The following is a 21165-nucleotide window of genomic DNA, read 5'->3' as shown; positions in this document are numbered from 1 at the left end:
ACCGCCTTCTCGAGTCAAGCCTTATTTGCAAAGGCTTTTCGAGGTTACCGACCCGGTTGTTTGCGTTGCCGCTTGCCCTGTCGATGGAGGCGCATTATAGGGAGTGAATTCGTTCTGGCAACCCCTTATCGGCAATAAAATTGCAAAAAACTGCACTTTTTTAGTTATTCATCTCCGACCACAGCTTTTATACACACTTATCCACAGAAACCGCCTCCAGGTTGCTAGAATGGCCGAAAACAAGGAGGCCAAGATGGACTTGCGACTGAGACCTTACAAAGGAAAACGCCCGCAATTGGGCAAACGGGTATATGTAGACCCCTGTGCCACCCTGGTGGGCGATATCGAGCTGGCCGATGATGCCAGCATCTGGCCCATGGTGGCGGCACGGGGGGATGTGAACCATATCCGCATCGGCGCCCGCAGCAATATTCAGGACGGTACTGTGCTGCACCTGACTCGCAAGAGCGCCAGCAATCCAATCGGCTATCCACTGCTGATCGGTGAAGATGTCACGGTCGGTCACAAGGCGATGCTGCACGGCTGCACCATAGGCAACCGGGTGCTGGTCGGCATGGGTGCCATTCTGCTTGATGGCGTCGTGGTTGAAGATGATGTGATGATCGGCGCAGGTTCACTGGTGCCACCGGGCAAGCGACTCGAATCGGGCTTTCTATATATAGGGAATCCCGTCAAACAGGCTCGTCCGCTCAAACCCGCCGAGATCACCTTCCTCAAGACCTCGGCCGACAATTATGTGCTGCTCAAGGATGAGTATCTGCAAGAGACCTGATAGGGCTGGCAGAAACAGGAAGCCCGGCATGATGCCGGGCTTCGCTTCTTATATAGATATATAGCCGTGCAGAACGGCTGACCGGAAATCAGTGGGCCTGATCCCAGTTGTCGCCGGTACCCGCTTCAACCAGCAGCGGCACATGCAGTTCGGCAGCAGCCGACATCTTCTCCTTGATGATGGCGATGTACTCCTCCAGCTTCTCTTCGCGGATCTCGAACACCAGTTCATCGTGTACCTGCATCAGCATGCGGATCGACTCATCCTCGATACCGCGAATCCAGCTGTCCACGTTGATCATGGCGCGCTTGATGATATCGGCGGCCGTGCCCTGCATAGGCGCGTTGATGGCGGCCCGCTCGGCTGCCTTGCGCAGACCGGCGTTGCGGGACTTGATATCCGGCAGATAGAGGCGACGACCAAACAGGGTCTCGACATAACCCTGGGCTTCCGCCTGCTGGCGGGTACGCTCCATATACTCCAGCACGCCCGGGTAGCGTTCGAAGTAGAGATCCATGTACTTCTGCGCTTCGGCACGACCGATCCCCAGCTGCTTGGCCAAACCGAAGGCACTCATGCCGTAGATAAGACCGAAGTTGATCGCCTTGGCGCTGCGGCGCATGTCGGTGGTGACCGCATCGAGCGCTACACTGAATACCTCGGCGGCAGTCGCCTTGTGGATGTCCTTGCCCTCGGCAAAGGCGGTCAGCAACCCCTTGTCACCGGAGAGGTGCGCCATGATGCGCAGCTCGATCTGGGAGTAGTCCGCCGCCACCAGCTTGTAACCGGCGCTCGGAATAAAGGCCTGACGGATCCGGCGCCCCTGCTCGTTGCGCACCGGGATGTTCTGCAGGTTGGGATCAGATGATGACAAACGGCCCGTAGCCGCTACCGCCTGATGATAGGAGGTATGTACCCGCCCGGTCTGCGGCTTGATCATCAGCGGCAACTTGTCGGTGTAGGTGGACTTGAGCTTGGCCAGCCCACGATGCTCCATCAGCAGTTGCGGCAGCTCATAGGTCTCCGCCAGCTCGGCCAGCACCTCTTCTGCGGTGGACGGTGCCCCCTTCGGCGTCTTTTTGATGATCGGTAGGCCCAGCTTGGTGAAGAGGATCTCCCCAAGCTGCTTGGGTGAGGAGAGGTTGAACTCCTGTCCAGCCAGCTCATGGGCCTGCTTCTCCAGCTCCGCCAAGCGCAGCTCGATCTCCTGGCTCTGCTGGTGCAGCAACTTGGGATCGATAGTGGTGCCGAGCAACTCCATCCGCGCCAGCACTGGCAGCAGAGGCAGTTCGATCTCGCTGAATACCTTGGCGAGACCCGGCACGGCCTCCAGCTGACCCCACAGCGCCTGATGAAGACGCAGGGTGATATCGGCATCTTCCGCCGCATAGGGGGCGGCCTGCTCCAGCTCGATCTGGTTGAAGGTGAGCTGTTTCACCCCTTTGCCCGCAATATCTTCAAAGGAGGTGGTCTCAACCCCGAGGTAACGCTTGGCCAGCGAATCCATGTCGTGGCGACTGGCGGTGGAGTTGAGCACATAGGATTCGAGCATGGTGTCGTAGGCGATACCTTGCAGGTCGATGTCGTGGTTGAGCAGCACGTTGCGATCGTATTTGAGATTCTGCCCCACCTTGAGACGGGTCGGATCTTCCAGCAGCGGTTTGAGCTTGCCCAACACCACGGCCTCGCTCAGCTGTACCGGTGCCCCCAGATAGTCATGGCCAAACGGCACATAAGCAGCCTTGCCCGGCTCAACCGCGAAGGAGACCCCGACGATCCGCGCCTCCATATAGTCGAGACTGGTGGTTTCGGTATCGAAGGCAAACAGCGGTGCCGCTTTCAGCTGTTCCAGCCAGCCGTCAAACTCGGCTTCGTCCAGAATGCAGCGGTAGTCGGTTTCGATGGCGGCAACCGGAGCGGCGCTCTCATCGCCAGCCTCGTTCTGTCCGGCGCTCTCGCTGCCCTCTTCACCACCGGATTCCAGCTCCTTGATCAGGTTGCGCAGCTCGTATTCGCGATAGACCGCCAGCAGGGACTCCTTGTCGACCGGCTTGAGCAACAGCTCTTCCAGACTCTGTTCCAGCTCGACATCGGTCTTGATGGTCGCCAGTCGATAGGAGAGACGAACCTGCTCCTCCTGCTCGCGAAACTTGTCAGCGAACGCCTTGGAGCCACGAAAGCCGAGCGCGGCCACCTTGTCCAGATTGGCGGCAATCTCGTCGATGCTGCCAATCCCCTGCAGCAGGGCCAGTGCGGTCTTCTCGCCGACACCGGTCATGCCGGGGATGTTGTCGACCTTGTCACCCATCAGGGCCAGATAGTCGATGATGAGCTCGGGCGGTACGCCGAACTTCTCGATCACCCCTTCCCGATCGGTCTTCACATCTTTCATGGTGTCGATCAGGGTGACATGGTCGGAGACCAGCTGTGCCATATCCTTGTCACCGGTGCTGATCAGTACCGGCAGCTGCTTCTCGGTCGCCTGGCGGGCCAGGGTGCCGATCACGTCGTCGGCCTCCACCCCCTCCACCATCAGGAAGGGGAAACCCATCGCCTTGATCATCTGGTGGATAGGGGCAACCTGACTGCGCAGATCGTCCGGCATGCTGGCACGGGTCGCCTTGTACTCGGGATAGATGTCGTCGCGGAAGGTCTTGCCCTTGGCATCAAACACCACGGCCACATGACAGTCAGGATATTGCTTGCGCAGGCTGCGCATCATGTTGGCCATGACACGGACGGCGCCGCTCGGCAAACCGGTCGATGTGCGCAGATCGGCCTGCTGGGAGGCGAAGAAGGCGCGGTAAAGATAAGAGGAGCCGTCGACCAGAATAAGGGGGTTGCTAGGGGCCATGAAATCGTCCTGCCAGAGATAAACAGCCGCTAGGATGCCACAGGGCCCCCCTCACACCAAGGGGCGCAGCAACAGCACACAGCGCCTGATAAAGGGACTCAATCTGTGGATAACTCTGTGTTCAAAAATGGGGCGCATCAGAGTGCACAGTGATAAAACTGTGCATAAGAATATAAAAAGCCATTAAAAACAATGAATTGAGATCGTAAAAACAGATCGCAAGACAGTTAGAATGATCTCGATCAATGTGGAAAAAGATTTAAGGGAGTAGGTACGGCAGGATCCAAAACGAAACAATCCTAGCACAGCAAGATGACTTGACCAGCGGAGGGCGAGCGATAACCATACAAAAGTACAACAATCCATCCTGGCTCACATTTTCAACAACGAGGAGTTTGCCATGAAAAAAGTGGCCGTGATTTTGAGTGGCTGCGGTGTCTTTGACGGGGCCGAAATCCACGAGGCCGTAATCAGCCTGCTGGCGTTGGCCCGTCAGGGAGCCGCCGTCCAGTGCTTCGCCCCGAACGTGGCGCAGCTCCATGTCATCAACCACCTGACCGGTGAAGTGAGCGAGGGAGAGAACCGCAATGTGCTGGTCGAAGCGGCCCGCATCTGCCGTGGCCAGATAAAGGATGTGGCCGAGCTGGATGCGGCCGATTACGACGCGCTGCTGGTGCCCGGCGGCTTTGGCGCAGCCAAGAACCTGTGCGACTTCGCCATCCGGGGGGCCGAGTGCCAGATCCAGCCCGATGTGCTGAAAGCGTGCCAGAGCTTTGCCAAAGCCAACAAGCCGGCCGCGTATATCTGCATCGCGCCCGCCATGATCCCGCTGATATATGGCGCCGGGACGCTGGCGACCATAGGCCATGACGAGAGTACCGCCAACGCCATCGAGGCGATGGGTGGCAGCCATCTCAACTGCCCGGTCAACGAGTTCGTAGTGGATCAGGAGCGCAAGGTGATCTCCACCCCCGCCTACATGCTGGCCAACAATATTGTCGAGGCGGCGGACGGCATCGAGAAGACAGTCAAGCAGCTGCTGGCGCTATAATCCTCACCCAGCCAAAAACAGACGGGCCGCTCATGGAGCGGCCCGTTTTCAATTCTGCCTGAAGGCGATGAATTAGATGGTTTCGCCCATCTGATCCATTTTGCCCAGCAGGGCACGCAGACGCTCCTGCCATGCAGTGTGCTCGTTGCGCAGCTGATGGTTCTCGTCTTGCAGCTTGCTGTTCTGCTCTTTCAGCTCGTCCAGCTCCATCTTCAGCAGGGAGATGTTGTCGACAGCGGATTGTACTTTGGATTCGAGTTGCTCAAGGACTTCTAGTGACATATGCATACCTGTTTGTTCAATTGCGATGCCCCACAGAGGGCGATTCAAGCGCGTGAAGCCAGCATACCCCGAGCGCATCGGCACAAACAAGCCAGTGCGCTGTAAAATGCGCCTTCCATAGATGTATTGTCTAAATATGCGTCTATTTTTCTCGCATCCTGCGCCAGAGCCGCGACAACACTCTAAACCGTACCTAAAAAGCGCCGCTACCAACGCATCATTGATGCCATCCTGATGGCACGGTCGCTATCCATGCAAGGCGATATAAGCCCCCAGCAACAGACAGGCGACGACATACATCAGCAGGCCGTAGAGCAGGTTCCAGCGCAGGATCAGCCCGGCACTGAGGTTGTAGCGGGAGGCCAGCGCCAGATTGGATCCGGAGAGCGGACTGGTGCCGGTGGCAAGCCCCCATCCCAGCAGGAAACACATGCCGAGCAGGCTGGGATCCGGCGCCAGCGGCCAGAGCAGCGGCGCCAGCCCGGAGATACTGATGAGCGGATGTACCCCGACGATGGCCACCAGCAGGATCAGCAGCAGAGTGAGGGATGCCTCAAGCCAGCCAAAGTGGTTGAACAGCGGCAGACCGTGACCGGAGCCGAAATCGATGACCGACAATGCACTGTTGATGCCTGCTGCCAGCAAACCGGCCCCCAGAAACAGCACCAGCTGACCGCCGATGGCGGGAAAGCGCTCCACCACCTGCCGCTTGAGGGCCGCCTTGCGCCCGACCCTCGGCATAAAGAGCAGCGCCAGCAGCGGGGCCACCAGCGCGATCACCGCCAGAATGCCGAGCTGGGGCCAGACCTGCTTGATGAGCAGTACCAGCAACGCCAGCGTGACCGGCAGCCCCAGAGTCTGCAACCGCAGCGGATAACCGGCAAAGTCGGCCACCCCGATCCGCTCCACCTGCCAGGCGGTCAGTCCCATCGCCAGCAAGGCGGCGAGGATCCCGAACGGCAAAATATGGGAGAGCTGCAAGCCCGGCGCATAGGTGAGCGCCACCGCCATGGCGACAAAGAAGGGTGACCAGAAGGCGGCGGCACAGAAAATCCGGCTCAGCACCATCACCTGACGCCGCTCCAGGGTGCCATTACGCTCCAGCCGATCGCCGATGATAAAGAGCACCGAGAGATTGATGACCGCCCCCAGCAGATTGAGGCTGGCCATGGTGCTCCACAGCCCCTTGCGCCCGGTCCAGGAGGTGGTGCCGGTCAGCAAGCCGGAAGTGGCAAGGTTGAGGGTGCTCACCGCGGCAAACATGGTGAGCATATTGATATTGGGCAGCAGCCAGTCACCGGCAATGAGGGTCGCGCCCTGCCACCAGGAGAAGATCAACAGCAGCAGGGCGGCACTATACAGGGCCAGCGCCTGCCGCCTGGCGGCCCCTACCAGCCAGGGCCAGGTGAGCAGTGACGCCCCCCAGGCTGCAATGGCCGCGGGCCAGGGGGAGAGACCCAGATAGAGATGAAGCAGGTTGAGCAGCCACATCCCCAAAATCAGATAACCCGACCAGCGTTTGGCCATCGACGCCTCCGGTCAGGAGATCAGAGACACTGATCCATATCCAGTGAAGGCTTGTCGCACTCCGGACGGCCGACGATCTTGGCGGGTACGCCAGCAACCGTGGTATGAGGTGGCACCGGGTTGATCACCACGCTGCCCGCGCCAATTTTGGCACCCACGCCCACTTCGATATTGCCGAGCACCTTGGCGCCCGCCCCTATCATCACCCCTTCGCGGATCTTGGGGTGGCGATCGCCGCTCTCCTTGCCGGTACCACCGAGGGTCACGCTCTGCAGGATGGAGACATCATCTTCAATCACCGCCGTCTCGCCCACCACTATGCCGGTGGCATGGTCAAACATGATCCCCTTGCCGATGCGGGCAGCCGGGTGCACATCCACCCCGAACACCACCGAGATCTGGTTTTGCAGATAAAGGGCCAGCGAGCGGCGCCCCTGACGCCACAGCCAGTTGGCGACCCGATAGCCCTGCAGGGCATGGAACCCCTTGAGGTAAAGCAGCGGGGTGGAGAAGAGATCGACCGCAGGATCGCGCTCCTGCACGGCGCAGATGTCGGCCGCCACTACCGTCAGCAACTCGGGCTCGCTGCGCAGGGCCAGCTCGATCACCTCGCGCAGAGCGATGGCGGGCATGGTGGCGCTGTCGAGTTTGTTGGCCAGCTGGAAGCTGAGGGCCGAACGCAGATTCTTGTGATTTAGAATGGTGGAGTGGAAGAAGCTGGCCAGCATCGGCTCCTGGGCCGCCATGCACTCCGCTTCTTGCTGAATTTTGTGCCAGGTTTTGGCAACCAGTTCATCCATGTTGCAGCCTACTGTTGTTCTGGGTGAGGGCTCTGTTGTTCTTTTGTCAGCACCGAGATGGGGTCCATGTGGATGATGACATCCATCCGCTCGAATGCCTGGCGTACCGCCAGCTCGGCTTCATCGGCGATCTGATGGGCCTTGACCAGGGGGATCTGATCATCCAGTTCCAGATGCAACTGTACGAATCGGGTCGGCCCGGATTGACGGGTGCGCAGGTCATGTACGCCGTGTACACCTTCTACGGCACAGCAGAGCGCCATTATTCTCGCTTGTTCTTCCGCTGGCAACTGACGATCGAGCAGGGCCTGCACCGACTCGTAGCCGATATGTCCCGCCCCCCACAACAGGAACAACCCGATCAGGATGGCAAACAGGCCGTCAGCCCAGTACCACCCCTGCCCCGCCAGCACCAGCGCCAGCAAGACACCGGCGTTGAGCAGCAGATCGGAGCGGTAGTGCAACATGTCCGCCTTGATGGCCACGCTGTTGGTCTTGCGAATAACGAAACTCTGGAAACTGACCAGCAGAAGGGTCAGCACAATGGAACCGCCACTAACCCAGAGACCCGCCTCTAACCGTTCAATAGGTGCCTGTTTGAGCAGGGAGGAGATGCCGTGCATCACCAGCAGCAATGCGGAACCGGAGATAAAGGCCGACTGGATCAGCCCCGCCAGAGACTCCGCCTTGCCGTGACCGAAGCGGTGTTCATCATCGGCGGGGGCCAGCGCATAGCGAATGGCCAGCAGGTTGATGATGGAGGCACTCACATCCATAAAAGAGTCGGTGAGCGACGCCAGCAGGGTCGACGAGTCTGTCATCAGCCAGGCGATCAGTTTGCCGATGATGAGCAGGGTGGCAGTCGTGACGGCCGCCATGCTGGCAAAGGTAACCCAACGGGAATATTGTTGATGGCTCAAAACCGGCTTTCCTCTGGCGATGAAAAACTTATTATACCCTGACCCCGGCGTCAGTTTGGCGCGAAAATCTGCGGAATAACACCCGATGAACAGAATACTCCTGGTCGACGACGATCTTGAATTGACCCAGCTGCTCACCGAAATTCTGACCCTGGAGGGATTTCAGGTCACGGTCGCCGAGGATGGTGAAGAGGGGCTGCAACGGCTGGCGGAGCAGAGCTTCGATCTGGTGCTGCTGGACGTGATGATGCCCAAACTCAACGGCTTTGCCATGCTGACCAAGCTGCGCAAGACCCATGAAACCCCGGTGCTGATGTTGACCGCTCGTGGCGACAGCCAGGATCGGGTTAACGGTCTGGAAGCGGGTGCCGACGACTATCTGGCCAAGCCGTTCGACGATCGGGAGCTGCTGGCCCGGGTTCGCGCCATCCTGCGCCGTACCCAGAGTGCCCCGCCCCAGCGTGGCAGCTCCTCCGACGAAGTGCACTTCATGGATATCGTGCTGCAACCCGGCCTGCAGCAGGCCCGCTGCGGCGTACAACTGCTGGAGCTGACCGCCACCGAATTCGGGCTGCTGGAGTGCCTGCTGCGCAATCCCGGCCAGATTGTCAGCAAGAGCCACCTCTCCGAACAGGTGCTTGGCAAGAAGCTGGAGCCCTTCGATCGGGCCATCGACATGCACCTGAGCAACCTGCGCAAGAAGCTGCCGGACCGCAGTGATGGCCAGCCCCGCTTCAAAACCGTACGGGGGCGCGGTTACCTGTGGCTAGAGCAAGAATAAAGAGTACCAGCTCCCTCAACGGCATATCGACCCACATCTTCCTCTGGTTCTGGTTCATGCTGCTGGTGATGCTGGCCGCCGTGATCAGCCTGCCCACTCTGGATCCTCGCAACCAGATCCCGCTGCCGACCCATGAGGCGGTGCGAATGCAGAAAAATGTGCAGGCCCTGCTCAACGCTGCCGATCCGAATCAGGATTTCGATCTGGCCAAAACGATGGACAAGATCGCCATGCTCCCGGTGGACAATGTCTACCTGCGCGACGAGAGGGGGCAGATCCAGTCCACCACCCATCCGCGCAAGTTTGTGGTGCGCTTTATGGTGGACGCCGATGACCCGGCCAAACCCATGCTGGGCAACGAGGATCGCAAGGCGATCGCTGGTCCCTTCCTGATGGAGCACCGCGGCCATCGCTATCACGTCTATTTCGGCCTCAATGCCGAGAACCCCTACCTGTTCCTGTTCATACAGGTGCTGGATCACCCGATCCGCATTCTGGGCATATCAATGCTGGTCAGCACCCCGCTCTGCCTGCTGCTCGCCTGGCGGCTGACCCGCCCCATCCTGCAGTTGCAGAAGTCGGTCTCCCAACTGGCGGCTGGCAATCTGGAGGTACAGATCCCCAACCTGGGACGGGGCGACGAGATTGGCCAGCTGGCGGACAACGTCAGCCGCATGGTGGAGACGCTCAAGAGCATGATCCAGAAGCAGAAACAGCTTCTTTCCGATATCTCCCACGAGCTGCGCAGCCCCCTCACCCGGATGCAACTGGCGCAGGCGCTGATCCGCCGCAAGCAGGGTGACAGCGCCGAGCTGGCGCGGATCGAATCAGAGATCGGGCGGCTGGACAAGCTGATCGGCGATCTGCTGGATCTGTCGCGAGTGCAGCAGCATGTGGAGGCGCCGGTGGTACACCCGCTGGCCGACCTGCTGGAACCCATCCTCGAAGATGCCATGTTCGAAGCGAATCAGAGCGGCAAACAACTCAGACTGCCGCCGCTGCCCGCAGAGTCGATCCAGATGTGGCCCGAGCTGTTGGCCCGGGCGGTGGAGAACCCCCTGCGCAACGCCCTCAAATATGCCCGCGAGTTCATCAAGGTGGAGTGGTATCGGGAGGGACTGGAGTGGGTGATGACCATTCGGGATGACGGCCCCGGGGTGCCTGACGAGCAGCAGGCGCTGCTGTTCCAGCCCTTCTTCCGGGTCGATGATGCCCGCAACGCCAAGACTGGCGGCACCGGGCTGGGGCTGGCCATCGCCTCGGAGGCGATCCAGCGTCACGGCGGCACCATTACGGCCAGCAGCAATCATCCAACCGGACTGACCATCACGATCAAGCTGCCCATCGCCTGATCCTTTTCATCCGGACGGGCGCTGGGTATGCTGGCGCCCCTTCTTGGCTTTACATCTCTTTGCAGGAGCTCGTCATGCTCGATATCGTCCTCTACCAGCCGGAAATCCCGCCCAACACCGGCAATATCATCCGGCTTTGCGCCAATACCGGTTACCGGCTCCATCTGATCGAGCCGCTGGGATTTGAGTGGGATGACAAGCGGGTAAAGAGGGCGGGACTCGACTATCACGAGTTTGCCGAGGTGAAGCGCTGGCCGAGCTATGAGGCCTTTCTGGCCGCCGTGGCGCCCAAGCGGGTGTTTGCCTGCACCACCAAGGGCCGCACCGCGCACTCGGCAGCACAATATGCCCTTGGCGACGCCCTGCTGTTTGGCCCGGAGAGTCGCGGCCTGCCCATCGAGATCATCGAGAGTCTGCCATTCGAGCAGCGGGTACGCATCCCTATGGTGCCCCAGAGCCGCAGCATGAACCTCTCCAACGCGGTGTCTGTCTTTGTCTACGAGAGCTGGCGCCAGCTCGGCTACGACGGTGCCATGTAAGCGCCACAGATGATCAGTGGCGGGCGTCCAGCAGGCGCCCGCTGCGCTCCAGCCGCCAGCAAGTGACCCCCAGCGACAGACCGCGCCCCACCATCAGCGCCGCCATCGCCGCCCATAACGCGGCCACACCCCACGACTGACAGAGCCACCAGATCGGGAAGAAGCCGCCAAACGCGGCCAGCAACATGCTGTTGCGCATCTCCCGGGCCCGGGTCGCCCCGATAAATACGCCATCCAGCAGGAAACACCAGACTGCCAGCAAGGGCATGGCGATCAGCCAGGGAAGCTGACGATTTGCCTCCGCCACCACGGCCGGAATGTCGGTGATATAGCCGATAAGGTGGGCACCGAAGAGGGCAAACAGCAGGGTAAAACCACTGGCAATGAGGGCGGCCCAGCCCAGATTGAGCACGATGGCCTCCCGCAGTTTCTGCCGATCCTGCTGACCGATGGCTCGTCCTACCATGGCCTCCACCGCATAGGCAAAACCATCGAGTCCGTAGGAGATAAGCATCAGGAAGTTGAGCAACACCGCATTGGCGGCCACCGCCACATCCCCCAGTCGTGCCCCTTGCAGAGTCATGAAGGCGAAGCAGAGCTGCAAACAGAGGGAGCGCAGGAGGATATCGCGGTTGAGGCCGAGCAACCGCACCATGGGCGCAAGCTGCCGCCAGCGCTGCCAGCCATCTAGCCACACCGTCGGTGCCAGTTGCCGCAGTTGACGGCGTACCAGCCAGATGCCAACTGCCAGCGCACAGTAGTCCGCCATGACCGAGGCCGCCGCCACACCCCGCACCTGCCAGCCGAGCCCCAGCACAAACAGGGCATCGAGCGCCATATTGACCAGATTGGTGAGGATCAACATCACCATGGGGCTGCGGGCATCCTGCATCCCCAACAGCCAGCCCATGACCACCAGATTGCAGAGCGCCGCCGGGGCGCTCCAGATCCGCACCGCCACATATTGGCCCGCATAGAGCTGCACCTCGGGCGAGCCGCCACTCAGGGCGATCAGCCGTGGCAACAGGGGGAAGAGCAACAACAGCAGCGCCAGGCCAAGAGTAATGGCCAGCCCCAGCGCCCGCAGCAGGGTATCGAGCTGGGCACGACCGTCGGCGGCGCCGTGCGCCTGCGCCGTCAGGCCGGTGGTCGACATCCGCAAAAAGCCGAGCAACCAGAAGATGAGGTTGATCAGGGTCGCACCGACCGAGACGCCCCCCAGAAACCAGGCCTGACCGAGATGACCGATCACCCAGGTGTCCACCAGCCCCAGCAGGGGGGTGGTGATATTGGAGAAAACCATCGGCAGGGCGAGCGCAAAGACGGCGCGGTGGCGAGAGGGATCTCGCCACCAGGGGGCAACAGCTGGGGTCACGCTCAGTGGCCTGCCAACTTCAGGATGCGGGCGAAATCAGAGAGCATGGTGGCCATCTGCACCCTGGGCACCTGACCCGGCGCCACCTGCGGGCGGAATACCGCCAGCAGCTTGCCCTTGGGATTGATGAGCACGATGGAGGCGGAGTGATCGATCAGGTAATCCTTCTCCCCCTGATTGGCGATGGAGTAGATAAGCCCCAGATTGCGCACGAACGGGAACAGCTTGTCGTGGGGGGCAGTGGCCGCCTTGAACTCGGGATTGAAGAAGGCGGTATAGGTCTTGAGGCGTGGAATGTCGTCACGCTGGGGATCCGCCGAGATAAACACCACCTGACTGTCGGGCGCCATCTTCTTCAGCTGGTCATAGACGGAACGCATATCTGCCAGGGTGGTGGGGCAGATATCGGGGCAGAAGGTGTAGCCGACAAACAGGAAGGTCCAGTGCCCCTTCAGGTTGGCAGGAGTGAACGGCTGGTTGTCCGCATCGGTAAAGGCGAAATCGTTGATATCCCGCCCCGCCGGATAGTAGTCGGCCTGTTCAGGCTGCTCTGGCTGCGTGGCGTAGAACACCAGGATCAGGCAGGCTGTCAGCAGCAGAAAGAGCAGGGGATAGCGGAGCTTCATCATAACAAGAGACCCTTTCAGTTCGAGACAGATGGCCAGCAGTGACCGGACAAGAGGGGGGCATTGTACCCCAGCGAACCGCCAAGGTGGGTCAACCTTGTGCAGCACCCTCTCGGGAGTCGACCATTTGGCACGATTGATCGCCAATTTCATCCATAAAAAAACCGGCCCCCTCGGGTGCCGGTTATGGGTGGATTTGTTGGTATCTTCTGCTCAGGGGCGAGCGTTACGCCCCTGCTGCAACATCTTGCCGATGGCCCGCACGCCGATGGGAATCACGGGGGCCAGCCAGCCCTCTTCCCCCTGGCGATCGCCGTGACCCCGTTTGAACAGCAATACCAGACGCACCACCTTCTCTTTCGGACATCCCAGCCAGAGCGTCCAGTGCGAACCACGATGGTGCAGCCAGAGACCGTAAAACCAGGTCATCCGGCTACCTTTGACGAAACGGGTGATTGACGATTCCGCTGGCGCAGCCCCAGCCTCTGAATCCCATGGCGATCTTGATGCCATACCAGTCCTCCTTGACCGACAGGTCATGTTGCTTCGTCGGCCTGAACTGGGAACAGGCCCGTCACGACTATCTGCAACCATTACGAGTGGTCCCCTTTGCCTGACAAGGCTCGGGATCTCCCCACTCCCCCTTCATATCCCGTGAAGGTGTACTGCCCGATTCTCGTTGTTACCGGCCCTCCCGTCCTGCGCATTGCGATGGTCAGAGGGAGGTGCCAAGCACTGTCTCGGCGACAGGGCACTGATCTGAGCATATATCTGAAATGGATGATTGGTAGCCGGTCGCGCAGGACAAAAATGCCGCCGCCGATGATCTGTTTGATATGACAGGGAAAGTGCGCCAGAAACAGCACGGCCTCCCGAAGGAGGCCGTGTGGCAAACGCAGTTGGCGGGGAGGATTACATCCAGTCAGCGTTGCGGATCACCCCGACAGCCAGTCCCTCGATGGTGAGCTGCTGGCAAGAGAGATCCACCTCGATGGGGGAGAGCTCTTCATTTTCCGGCAGCAGCCATACCTGACTGCCCTTGCGCTGGAAGCGCTTGACGGTGACATCCTCATCGAGACGGGCGACCACTACCTGACCGTTGCGCACCTCCTGGGTCTTGTGCACCGCCAGCAGATCGCCATCCAGAATGCCGATGTTCTTCATGCTCATCCCCTGTACCCGCAGCAGAAAATCTGCGCGCGGGTGGAACAGGGCGGGATCCACCTGATAGTGGCTCTCGATATGCTCCTGAGCCAGGATAGGTTCACCGGCAGCTACCTTGCCGATGAGCGGCAGGCCGCTCTCTTCCAGCACTTCTTCCTCTTCGAGCAACAGGCGAATGCCGCGGGACGTGCCCGGCATGATCTCGATGACCCCTTTTTTGGCCAGGGCCTTCAGATGTTCTTCGGCCGCATTGGCCGACTTGAAACCAAGCTTCTGGGCAATCTCGGCACGAGTCGGCGGCATGCCGGTCTCGCTCATGTTCACCTTGATCAGCTCCAGCACTTCGGCCTGGCGGGGGGTAAGGGGTTTCATAGAATTGGCACCTGTCTTTTTATACAGCACACTGGCAGTATATACAGTGCAGTGGCCAAGGCAAGGCGCAGCTGACATTTGTCGCAACCAACCCCTCATTTACTGCTGTTTTGATCCTGCGCAGCCGACTCATCGTACCTCTCGGCGACAAGGGGCTGTCGATTTGCTATGCTCACGCCGCATTTTTTTGGAGAGCAGACGCACATGTCCCTAGGACAGAAGATTTCCAGAGCCATCTTGCAATGGCCGGTCAGCGGCTTGGTCAATCACAAGAGCCTGCCGGAAAATCCCATCACAGAACTCAATCTGGATCCGGCCAGACCCATCGTCTATGCCCTGAAAACCAGTTCGATCACCGACCTGATGACCCTGCAGCAGTGCTGCGAGGATCTCGGTCTGCCCGGCCCCTTCACGCCGCTGGAACTGAACGGCCAGCTGCTGCCGCGCTATGTCTGTCTGGACCGTCCGCCTCCCCTGTTTGGCAAACGCAGCAAACCGCTCCCCTTCCTGCAGGAGTTCCACCAGCTGCTGGATCTGCACAAGCAGGATCCCGAGCTGGATATCCAGGTGGTGCCCGTCACCCTGTTCTGGGGCCGCGCTCCGGGTCGGGAAGGCGAGGAGGCCTCCGGCCTCAACATCATCAGCAGCCTGGCACCGAACCGGCTGAAGAAGGCGCTTATCGTGATCCTCAAGGGTCGCGAGAATCTGGTGCGCTTCTCGCCGCCCCTCTCCCTGCGCTACATGGCCGACAAGCACGGCACCGACGAGGCGATCGCCCACAAGCTGGCGCGAGTGGCCCGTACCCACTTCAGCCGCCAGCAGCTGGCCGCCACCGGCCCGAAACTGCCGAACCGCAACCTGCTGTTCAAGCAGTTGCTCGACTCCGCGGTGATCCAGCAGGCGATTGAAGAGGAGGCTCAGCGCGAAGGGATCAGCCTCGAGAAGGCGCAAAAGCGTGCCCATGGCTACATGGACGAGATCGCCTCCAACTTCTCCTACCGGCTGATCCGCCTGGGTGAGAGCTTCCTCGGCTGGCTGTGGAACAAGCTCTACCGCGGTTTGTCGGTCAATGGCGCCGAGAAGGTACGCCAGCTGGCGCAGGAAGGGCACGAGATCGTCTACGTTCCCTGCCACCGCAGCCACATGGACTACCTGCTGCTCTCCTACGTCATCTACCACCAGGGGATGGTGCCGCCCCATATCGCGGCAGGCATCAACCTCAACTTCTGGCCGGCGGGCCCCATCTTCCGCCACGGCGGCGCCTTCTTCATTCGCCGCACCTTCAAGGGCAACCCGCTCTACAGCACGGTATTCCGGGAATACCTCAACCTGCTGTTTGCCAAGGGTTACTCGGTAGAGTTCTTCACCGAAGGCGGTCGCTCCCGTACCGGCCGTCTGCTGCCGCCCAAGACCGGCATGCTGGCGATGACCCTGCAGGCAATGATGCGCGGGCTGGACAGGCCGGTCACTCTGGTGCCGGTCTATCTGGGTTACGAGCACGTGATGGAGGTGAACACCTACCACAACGAGCTCAAGGGGAGTCGCAAGGAGAAAGAGAGCTTCCTGCAGGTGCTCGGTATCCTGCGCAAGCTGCGCAACTACGGCCGTGGTTTCGTCAACTTCGGCGAGCCGCTGACCCTCAACAGCTACCTGAGCGAACACATCCCCGACTGGAAAAAGCACATCGGGGAAGAGGAGCGTCCGGAGTGGATGGCGGGCACCGTCAACAATCTGGCCGAACTGCTGATGACCCGCATCAACGGCGCTGCTGCGGTCAACGGCCTGACCCTGAGCGCGCTGGCGCTGCTGGCCGCCGAGCGCCACGCCCTGACCCGCGACGAGTTGCAGGCCCAGCTCAACACCTATCTGGATCTGCTCAAGGCGGTGCCCTACAGCCCGCAGAGCACCATTCCGGATGAGGATGCCAAGACCCTGCTGGATCAGGCGATGGAGCTCAACAAGTTCGAGGTGAGCGAGGACAAGTTGGGGCAGATCATCAGTCTCGACCGCTATCAGGCGATCCTGCTGACCTACTACCGCAACAACATCCTCCACCTGTTTGCCATGCCCTCTCTGGTGGCGGCATTGATCGAACGGTGCGAGGGGATCTCCCGCAGCGAGATCATGGCCCGCTGCATCGACATCTATCCGCTGCTCAAGACCGAGCTGTTCCTGCGTTATGAAGAGGAGGATCTGCCGGCGCTGGTTGACAGCCTGCTAGACGCCCTGCAGACCCAGCAACTGATCGAGACCCGCGATGACGGCTACTGGGTCAATCCGGCCAACCAGATGCGTCTGTTGCTGCTGGCGGAGAGCATTCAGGAGACCCTGCAACGCTACGCCATCGTGCTGACCCGGGTGCTGGCCCAGCCCCATATCGAGGCGGAGCAGCTGGAGGCGGACGGCCTGATGATGGCAGAGCGCCTCGGCACCCTGCACGGCATCAACGCCCCCGAGTTCTTCGACCAGAAGCTGTTCAGCACCCTGATCCACACACTGCGCAAGGAGGGCTACCTCTCTCCCGAGTGCAAGCCGGATCTCGGCCGCTTCCAGGCGCTGGCCGACAACATAGTGCCGCTGCTGAGCAACAAGATCCGCCGCACCATTCAGGCAGGCAATCAGCTCTGATCTGCAACGCAAACAAAGAAGGCCGCATGATGCGGCCTTCATTTTTATCGGAGTCTGCGCGGGAACATGTCACGCCAGCAGGTAATCGAGCACCAGACCGGCAAACACCAGCGCCCCCACATAGTTGTTGTTGAGAAACGCCTGGAAACAGGCTTCCCGCTGCCGCTCGCGAATGAGCCGCTGCTGATAGACAAACAGCACCGCCGCCCCCAGCAATCCCCAGTAATACCAGCCCCCCAGCGTCATCAGCTGCCCGACCGCCAGCAACAGCAGCAGAGTCGAGAGTTGCAATGCGCCGATGATCCGTTTGTCGTAACGACCAAACAGGATGGCGCTGGATTTGAGGCCGATCTTGAGGTCGTCATCCCGATCCACCATGGCGTACTGGGTGTCGTAAGCCACCGTCCAGAGCAGATTGGCGAAAAAGAGCAACCAGGCCACCAGCGGCAGGGCATCCGCCTGCGCCGCATAGGCCATCGGGATCGACCAGGAGAAGGCCATCCCGAGCACCAGCTGGGGATTCGAGATAAAACGCTTCATGAAGGGGTAGCTCACCGCCAGCAGCAGGGCGACAAACGACAGACCGATGGTGAGCGGATTCATGGTCAGCACCAGACCAAACGAGATAAGCGCCAGCACGAAGAAGAGCGCCAGCACCTCCCACGGTTTGACTCTGCCCGTGGGCAAGGGGCGACCAGCGGTGCGTTTGACATGGCCGTCGAAGTTGCGATCCGCATAGTCGTTGATCACGCACCCTGCCGAGCGCATCAGAAAGACGCCGACCACAAACACGGTCAGCACCCAGAGATTGGGCAGGCCACCAGCGGCCAGCCAGAGCGCCCACAGGGTTGGCCACAGCAGCAGCAGAGTACCTATGGGTTTGTCGACGCGGGCCAACTGCATATAGGCAAGTCCCCGCTCCTTGGTTAACAGATTCACTCCAGCTCCTTGTCGCAGACGAGAGAGGGCAGAAACAGCTCGTGCACCAGCAGTGGCCACTGCCCCAGAAACAGACGGGAACGACGCCCCCAGACAGTGGCGGCCGGGCAACGGGGATTGGCGGCAATATCGAAACGGGCCAGCTGCAGGTGATCGCGGCGGGCAGGCTCATGGCCAAATACCCGCTCACCCAGCGGCTGCTCGCCAAGCTCGGCAATGCCGCTCCCTTGCAGTGCGTCATCGGCAAACAGGGTCCAGCCCAGCACGGCGGGCCCACGATCCCCGTGCAGGATCACCTCGCGGCAGGTACCGGCCGGCGAGGCCGAATCCACCAGCCACTGCTCATCGGCAGTAAGGGCGACCGGGTGATTGCCCAGCCACTCCACCGAAAAGTGGCGATTGTGCTGACGCAGCCGCCGGGTCATGGAGCCGGGCTCCAGCAGCCAGGGGCGCAAGCTGGCGGGCAATTCGCAACATTCGGGGGCCAGCCACCCGCTTAACGGCGTGAGGGGAACAGTCAACTCGGACTTCACAGCTTCACCATCCAGAGATTTCCGTGTTCAGGTTAAAATCCGGTTTATTATCCGTAAATCAATAGCGAAATGTAAGAACATCCGTGCTTGACGACCCCGATGGCAACATCAAAAATGGGTTATCTCTTGCTGATGAGCCATCTATATGAAGATCTTCAAAATTCTGCTGGTGTTGTTACTGAGCTGTGGTGCGCTGCATGTACAAGCCTCATCCGAAGAAGAGCCGCCCGCAGAGGGAGAAGAAGCAGCCGCAGCCGCCAAGCCGGGCTTTTCCTACCACGCGCTCGACCCCGACATCATCACCAACTACCTGAGCAACGGCAAAACCCTCGGTTATGTCCGAGTCACGGTGGAGCTAATGGCGGAAAACGAAGCCGACCTCAAGCTGCTGGAGCAGCATGACCCGCTGATCCGAGATACCATCATTCGTTTGATGGGCAGCAAGAGCGCCGAGCAGATCAAATCCCTGGTCAGCCGTGAAGAGTTGCGCAAGGAGTGCGAAACCAAGGTCAACGAACTGCTGGTCAAAGAGACCGGCAAGAAAGCGGTGCGCGAGCTTATCTTCACCAAGTTCCTCTACCAGTAATCCCTCCCGAAACAATCGCTTATTGGCATAACGGCCAATAAGCGAGCTTTACCGATTCACTCGAAATGAAAATCGATTACAATACGGCCGTCGAGTCTTAGAGGTAGTCGTTATGGGCAGCAAGACCCTGTGTGAGTGGCGTCGCCACGAGATCCCAACGGATCTCAAAGCGTTGCGCAAAATTGTTCGCAAGCCGAAATTCGTCTGCGGCAAGTGCGCCCGCAGCGCCAATGACAAGGGTTACCTCTGCCTGCCACTCCGCTTGAAAGAGGAGTAACCCCTCACGGTCAGTGCACTATTGATCGGTCCAACCCTGTCGTCCCTGCTCGAACAATCTGCGCGCCTGGGTATCGTTCGGGCAGACACCGCGATACTCCTCGCCTGAGCGGCCAGCCAGATAGAGATGCTCGGGGCGGCAATACCATGCCAATCCCTTCTGATGTCCCTGCTTCCACAGTTCGGTATCCACCTTCTTGCCACACTGGCCCTGATGGAACTCAACCCGTTCGGTGGTGAAGCCCAGCTTGCCGTCAGCCTCCCCCACTTCGCTCCACACCTTCTCGCAAGGGTCATCGTTGGAGACACAGCCCCCCAGCAGGGCCGCCAGCAATATGATGGAAAGTCGCATAGTCATCCTTGAGTGTCGTTTGAGCTGTTCATTCTTGACCAGCCAGGGGATGACCACAAGCAACTTGCATCCACCCTGTGAGCGCACCAAAAAAATCAGGCGGGCACAATGCCCGCCTGTTCATTCAATGCTATGGATCACGGGTTGTTGAAGGGGTCATCGAAGGGATCATCGTCCTGCCAGCCTTCTTCTTCCCACTGATCCAGCTCTTCTTCCCAGGAATCCGGCTCCCAATCATCATCAGAGGAGTCGTAATCCGGCTTGTGTCCACCCATCTTCACTCTCCTTGGATAGTTCACCCGCACTCCAATTTTATCCGGAATTGTCGGGCTCGCCAGTCAGAGAGAGTTCAAAGTTTGACCAGAGTGCGACCTGCGATCTGGCCTTGCGTGATGGCCTCGGCGGCCTCCACTACCTGCTCCAGCCCAATCTCGGTGACCGCCTGAGCAAAGAAGCTGGCGGGAAGATCTCGTGCCAGTCGCTGCCACGCCAGTTGACGACGTTCAAACGGGCACATCACCGAATCGACCCCCTGCAACCGCACATTACGCAGGATAAAGGGCATCACACTGGTCGGCAGATCGAAACCGCCCGCCAGCCCACAAGCTGCCACAGCGCCGCCATAGTTCATCTGGGCCAGCAGCTTGGCCAGCACCTGACTGCCGACGGTATCGATGGCACCGGCCCAAAGCTGCTTCTCCAGCGGTTTGGCAGGCACCTGCAGCTCGCTGCGCGGCACGATGCGGCTGGCACCCAGCGCAGTCAGCATGGCGCCCTGCTCTTCGGGACGACCGGTCAGCGCCGCCACCTGATAGCCAAGGGCCGCCAGCAGGGCGACCGAGGTGGCCCCCACACCGCCTGCCGCACCGGTGACCAGCACCTCGCCGCTTTCGGGAGTAATGCCCGCCTCTTCCAGCGCCAGCACGCAGAGCATGGCGGTGAGCCCGGCGGTACCGATGCACATGGCCTGGCGCTCATCCAGCCCGGCGGGCAACGGCACCAGCCAGTCCCCCTTGACCCGAGCCTGTTCGGCCATGCCGCCCCAGTGCCCTTCGCCCACGCCCCAACCGGTCAGCACCACCTTGTCGCCGGTCTGATAGCGGCTGTCGGCAGATTCGAGCACGGTACCGGCGAAGTCGATGCCGGGCACCAGCGGCCACTGGCGCACTATCTTGCCCTTGCCGGTGATGGCCAGCCCGTCCTTGTAGTTGATGGAGCTGTAAGCGACCGCTACCCGCACTTCACCTTCCGGCAACTGGCTCTCGGCCAGCCGGGTCAGAGTCGGAACAGTCTTGCCGTCTTGGTTTTCCAGTAACAGAGCCTTGAACATGGTTGCCTCTTTGATGGGGATTGAAACGGAACGGTTAGCTGCTTTGGCACTTTTGCAGTTGAAAATCCAGAGCCAGTGCGATGCT

22 protein-coding genes are annotated in these 21165 nt (G+C 60.3%); 8 read left to right on the top strand and 14 right to left on the bottom strand.

What is annotated here, in order from left to right; genetic code table 11:
- Nucleotides 1–253: 253 nt before the first annotated feature.
- Nucleotides 254–793: a gamma carbonic anhydrase family protein gene (locus G5221_RS19990; RefSeq protein WP_421263776.1), complete on the top strand. Its 540-nt coding sequence runs from the start codon at nt 254–256 to the stop codon at nt 791–793.
- Between the two features lie 88 nt (nt 794–881).
- On the opposite strand, the gene polA is transcribed toward G5221_RS19990, so the two are convergent.
- The gene (gene polA, locus G5221_RS19985; protein ID WP_421263775.1) at nt 882–3647 is read right to left on the bottom strand and encodes a DNA polymerase I; all 2766 of its coding nucleotides are present in this window, start codon (nt 3645–3647) and stop codon (nt 882–884) included.
- A 400-nt stretch (nt 3648–4047) separates the two neighbouring features.
- Between polA and elbB the strand changes: the two genes are divergently transcribed.
- Nucleotides 4048–4698: an isoprenoid biosynthesis glyoxalase ElbB gene (gene elbB, locus G5221_RS19980; RefSeq protein WP_216952358.1), complete on the top strand. Its 651-nt coding sequence runs from the start codon at nt 4048–4050 to the stop codon at nt 4696–4698.
- A gap of 72 nt (nt 4699–4770) precedes the next feature.
- Here elbB and G5221_RS19975 read toward each other — a convergent pair whose 3' ends face one another.
- The 4 genes from G5221_RS19975 to G5221_RS19960 all read right to left on the bottom strand — a co-directional run bounded on the left by G5221_RS19975 (nt 4771) and on the right by G5221_RS19960 (nt 8227).
- Nucleotides 4771–4980 (bottom strand): cell division protein ZapB, encoded by a 210-nt coding sequence (locus G5221_RS19975; RefSeq protein ID WP_005339554.1) that lies wholly within the window; start codon nt 4978–4980, stop codon nt 4771–4773.
- A gap of 246 nt (nt 4981–5226) precedes the next feature.
- On the bottom strand, nt 5227–6507 hold the full coding sequence (locus G5221_RS19970; protein WP_421263774.1) for a hypothetical protein: 1281 nt from the start codon (nt 6505–6507) through the stop codon (nt 5227–5229).
- A 20-nt stretch (nt 6508–6527) separates the two neighbouring features.
- Nucleotides 6528–7307: a serine O-acetyltransferase gene (gene cysE, locus G5221_RS19965; protein ID WP_005339552.1), complete on the bottom strand. Its 780-nt coding sequence runs from the start codon at nt 7305–7307 to the stop codon at nt 6528–6530.
- An 8-nt stretch (nt 7308–7315) separates the two neighbouring features.
- Nucleotides 7316–8227: a cation diffusion facilitator family transporter gene (locus G5221_RS19960; RefSeq protein WP_216952360.1), complete on the bottom strand. Its 912-nt coding sequence runs from the start codon at nt 8225–8227 to the stop codon at nt 7316–7318.
- Between the two features lie 85 nt (nt 8228–8312).
- Between G5221_RS19960 and G5221_RS19955 the strand changes: the two genes are divergently transcribed.
- From G5221_RS19955 to trmL, 3 genes are all read left to right on the top strand, one after another.
- The gene (locus G5221_RS19955; RefSeq protein ID WP_227341731.1) at nt 8313–9008 is read left to right on the top strand and encodes a response regulator; all 696 of its coding nucleotides are present in this window, start codon (nt 8313–8315) and stop codon (nt 9006–9008) included.
- Entirely contained in the window at nt 8990–10360 is a 1371-nt protein-coding gene (locus G5221_RS19950; protein WP_421263773.1) for an ATP-binding protein, read from the top strand. Before G5221_RS19955 ends, G5221_RS19950 begins: the two co-directional genes overlap by 19 nt.
- 74 nt (nt 10361–10434) lie before the next feature.
- The gene (gene trmL, locus G5221_RS19945; RefSeq protein WP_421263772.1) at nt 10435–10899 is read left to right on the top strand and encodes a tRNA (uridine(34)/cytosine(34)/5-carboxymethylaminomethyluridine(34)-2'-O)-methyltransferase TrmL; all 465 of its coding nucleotides are present in this window, start codon (nt 10435–10437) and stop codon (nt 10897–10899) included.
- 13 nt (nt 10900–10912) lie between these two features.
- Here the strand turns inward: trmL and dinF are convergent, their stop codons facing one another.
- The 4 genes from dinF to lexA form a co-directional block, all read right to left on the bottom strand.
- On the bottom strand, nt 10913–12274 hold the full coding sequence (gene dinF, locus G5221_RS19940) for an MATE family efflux transporter DinF (protein WP_421263771.1): 1362 nt from the start codon (nt 12272–12274) through the stop codon (nt 10913–10915).
- A gap of 2 nt (nt 12275–12276) precedes the next feature.
- Complete coding sequence (locus tag G5221_RS19935) at nt 12277–12903, bottom strand: SCO family protein (protein ID WP_421263770.1); 627 nt, start codon at nt 12901–12903, stop codon at nt 12277–12279.
- Nucleotides 12904–13113: 210 nt separating this feature from the next.
- On the bottom strand, nt 13114–13329 hold the full coding sequence (locus tag G5221_RS19930) for a hypothetical protein (RefSeq protein WP_019446524.1): 216 nt from the start codon (nt 13327–13329) through the stop codon (nt 13114–13116).
- A gap of 483 nt (nt 13330–13812) precedes the next feature.
- Nucleotides 13813–14436: a transcriptional repressor LexA gene (gene lexA, locus G5221_RS19925; RefSeq protein WP_005339540.1), complete on the bottom strand. Its 624-nt coding sequence runs from the start codon at nt 14434–14436 to the stop codon at nt 13813–13815.
- A gap of 204 nt (nt 14437–14640) precedes the next feature.
- Between lexA and plsB the strand changes: the two genes are divergently transcribed.
- Nucleotides 14641–17064, top strand: coding sequence for a glycerol-3-phosphate 1-O-acyltransferase PlsB (plsB, locus tag G5221_RS19920; RefSeq protein WP_058057057.1), 2424 nt, complete (start codon nt 14641–14643; stop codon nt 17062–17064).
- A gap of 69 nt (nt 17065–17133) precedes the next feature.
- On the opposite strand, the gene ubiA is transcribed toward plsB, so the two are convergent.
- Complete coding sequence (gene ubiA, locus G5221_RS19915) at nt 17134–18003, bottom strand: 4-hydroxybenzoate octaprenyltransferase (RefSeq protein ID WP_005339536.1); 870 nt, start codon at nt 18001–18003, stop codon at nt 17134–17136.
- On the bottom strand, nt 18000–18536 hold the full coding sequence (locus tag G5221_RS19910) for a chorismate--pyruvate lyase family protein (protein WP_005339534.1): 537 nt from the start codon (nt 18534–18536) through the stop codon (nt 18000–18002). The genes ubiA and G5221_RS19910 overlap by 4 nt, the downstream gene beginning before the upstream one ends.
- A 145-nt stretch (nt 18537–18681) precedes the next feature.
- Here G5221_RS19910 and G5221_RS19905 point away from each other — a divergent pair, with 145 nt between their 5' ends.
- Both G5221_RS19905 and G5221_RS19900 read left to right on the top strand, forming a co-directional pair.
- On the top strand, nt 18682–19122 hold the full coding sequence (locus G5221_RS19905) for a flagellar basal body-associated FliL family protein (RefSeq protein WP_216952370.1): 441 nt from the start codon (nt 18682–18684) through the stop codon (nt 19120–19122).
- A gap of 112 nt (nt 19123–19234) precedes the next feature.
- Entirely contained in the window at nt 19235–19399 is a 165-nt protein-coding gene (locus G5221_RS19900; RefSeq protein ID WP_216952372.1) for a hypothetical protein, read from the top strand.
- An 18-nt stretch (nt 19400–19417) separates the two neighbouring features.
- Here G5221_RS19900 and G5221_RS19895 read toward each other — a convergent pair whose 3' ends face one another.
- The 3 genes from G5221_RS19895 to G5221_RS19885 all read right to left on the bottom strand — a co-directional run bounded on the left by G5221_RS19895 (nt 19418) and on the right by G5221_RS19885 (nt 21080).
- On the bottom strand, nt 19418–19750 hold the full coding sequence (locus G5221_RS19895; RefSeq protein WP_216952374.1) for a DUF2799 domain-containing protein: 333 nt from the start codon (nt 19748–19750) through the stop codon (nt 19418–19420).
- Between the two features lie 137 nt (nt 19751–19887).
- On the bottom strand, nt 19888–20025 hold the full coding sequence (locus G5221_RS19890) for a hypothetical protein (RefSeq protein WP_216952376.1): 138 nt from the start codon (nt 20023–20025) through the stop codon (nt 19888–19890).
- Between the two features lie 74 nt (nt 20026–20099).
- A complete protein-coding gene (locus G5221_RS19885) occupies nt 20100–21080 on the bottom strand; it encodes an MDR family oxidoreductase (RefSeq protein WP_421263769.1) in 981 nt (326 codons plus the stop codon).
- Nucleotides 21081–21165 lie beyond the last annotated feature (85 nt).

It is taken from the genome of Aeromonas sp. 602200 (genome assembly GCF_049173895.1).
Lineage (GTDB): Bacteria > Pseudomonadota > Gammaproteobacteria > Enterobacterales > Aeromonadaceae > Aeromonas > Aeromonas veronii_A.
Note: the sequence above shows the minus strand (reverse complement) of the source record. Positions and strands in the feature narration are given on the sequence as shown.

Coding starts and splice junctions, on each gene's coding strand:
- G5221_RS19900 (WP_216952372.1), top strand. CDS start 19,235: ATGGGCAGCAAGACCCTGTGTGAGTGGCGTCGCCACGAGATCCCAACG.
- G5221_RS19970 (WP_421263774.1), bottom strand. CDS start 6,507: ATGGCCAAACGCTGGTCGGGTTATCTGATTTTGGGGATGTGGCTGCTC.
- G5221_RS19975 (WP_005339554.1), bottom strand. CDS start 4,980: ATGTCACTAGAAGTCCTTGAGCAACTCGAATCCAAAGTACAATCCGCT.
- G5221_RS19890 (WP_216952376.1), bottom strand. CDS start 20,025: ATGGGTGGACACAAGCCGGATTACGACTCCTCTGATGATGATTGGGAG.
- G5221_RS19895 (WP_216952374.1), bottom strand. CDS start 19,750: ATGCGACTTTCCATCATATTGCTGGCGGCCCTGCTGGGGGGCTGTGTC.
- elbB (WP_216952358.1), top strand. CDS start 4,048: ATGAAAAAAGTGGCCGTGATTTTGAGTGGCTGCGGTGTCTTTGACGGG.
- G5221_RS19905 (WP_216952370.1), top strand. CDS start 18,682: ATGAAGATCTTCAAAATTCTGCTGGTGTTGTTACTGAGCTGTGGTGCG.
- cysE (WP_005339552.1), bottom strand. CDS start 7,307: ATGGATGAACTGGTTGCCAAAACCTGGCACAAAATTCAGCAAGAAGCG.
- G5221_RS19955 (WP_227341731.1), top strand. CDS start 8,313: ATGAACAGAATACTCCTGGTCGACGACGATCTTGAATTGACCCAGCTG.
- lexA (WP_005339540.1), bottom strand. CDS start 14,436: ATGAAACCCCTTACCCCCCGCCAGGCCGAAGTGCTGGAGCTGATCAAG.
- G5221_RS19930 (WP_019446524.1), bottom strand. CDS start 13,329: ATGACCTGGTTTTACGGTCTCTGGCTGCACCATCGTGGTTCGCACTGG.
- G5221_RS19885 (WP_421263769.1), bottom strand. CDS start 21,080: ATGTTCAAGGCTCTGTTACTGGAAAACCAAGACGGCAAGACTGTTCCG.
- G5221_RS19935 (WP_421263770.1), bottom strand. CDS start 12,903: ATGATGAAGCTCCGCTATCCCCTGCTCTTTCTGCTGCTGACAGCCTGC.
- plsB (WP_058057057.1), top strand. CDS start 14,641: ATGTCCCTAGGACAGAAGATTTCCAGAGCCATCTTGCAATGGCCGGTC.
- G5221_RS19990 (WP_421263776.1), top strand. CDS start 254: ATGGACTTGCGACTGAGACCTTACAAAGGAAAACGCCCGCAATTGGGC.
- trmL (WP_421263772.1), top strand. CDS start 10,435: ATGCTCGATATCGTCCTCTACCAGCCGGAAATCCCGCCCAACACCGGC.
- polA (WP_421263775.1), bottom strand. CDS start 3,647: ATGGCCCCTAGCAACCCCCTTATTCTGGTCGACGGCTCCTCTTATCTT.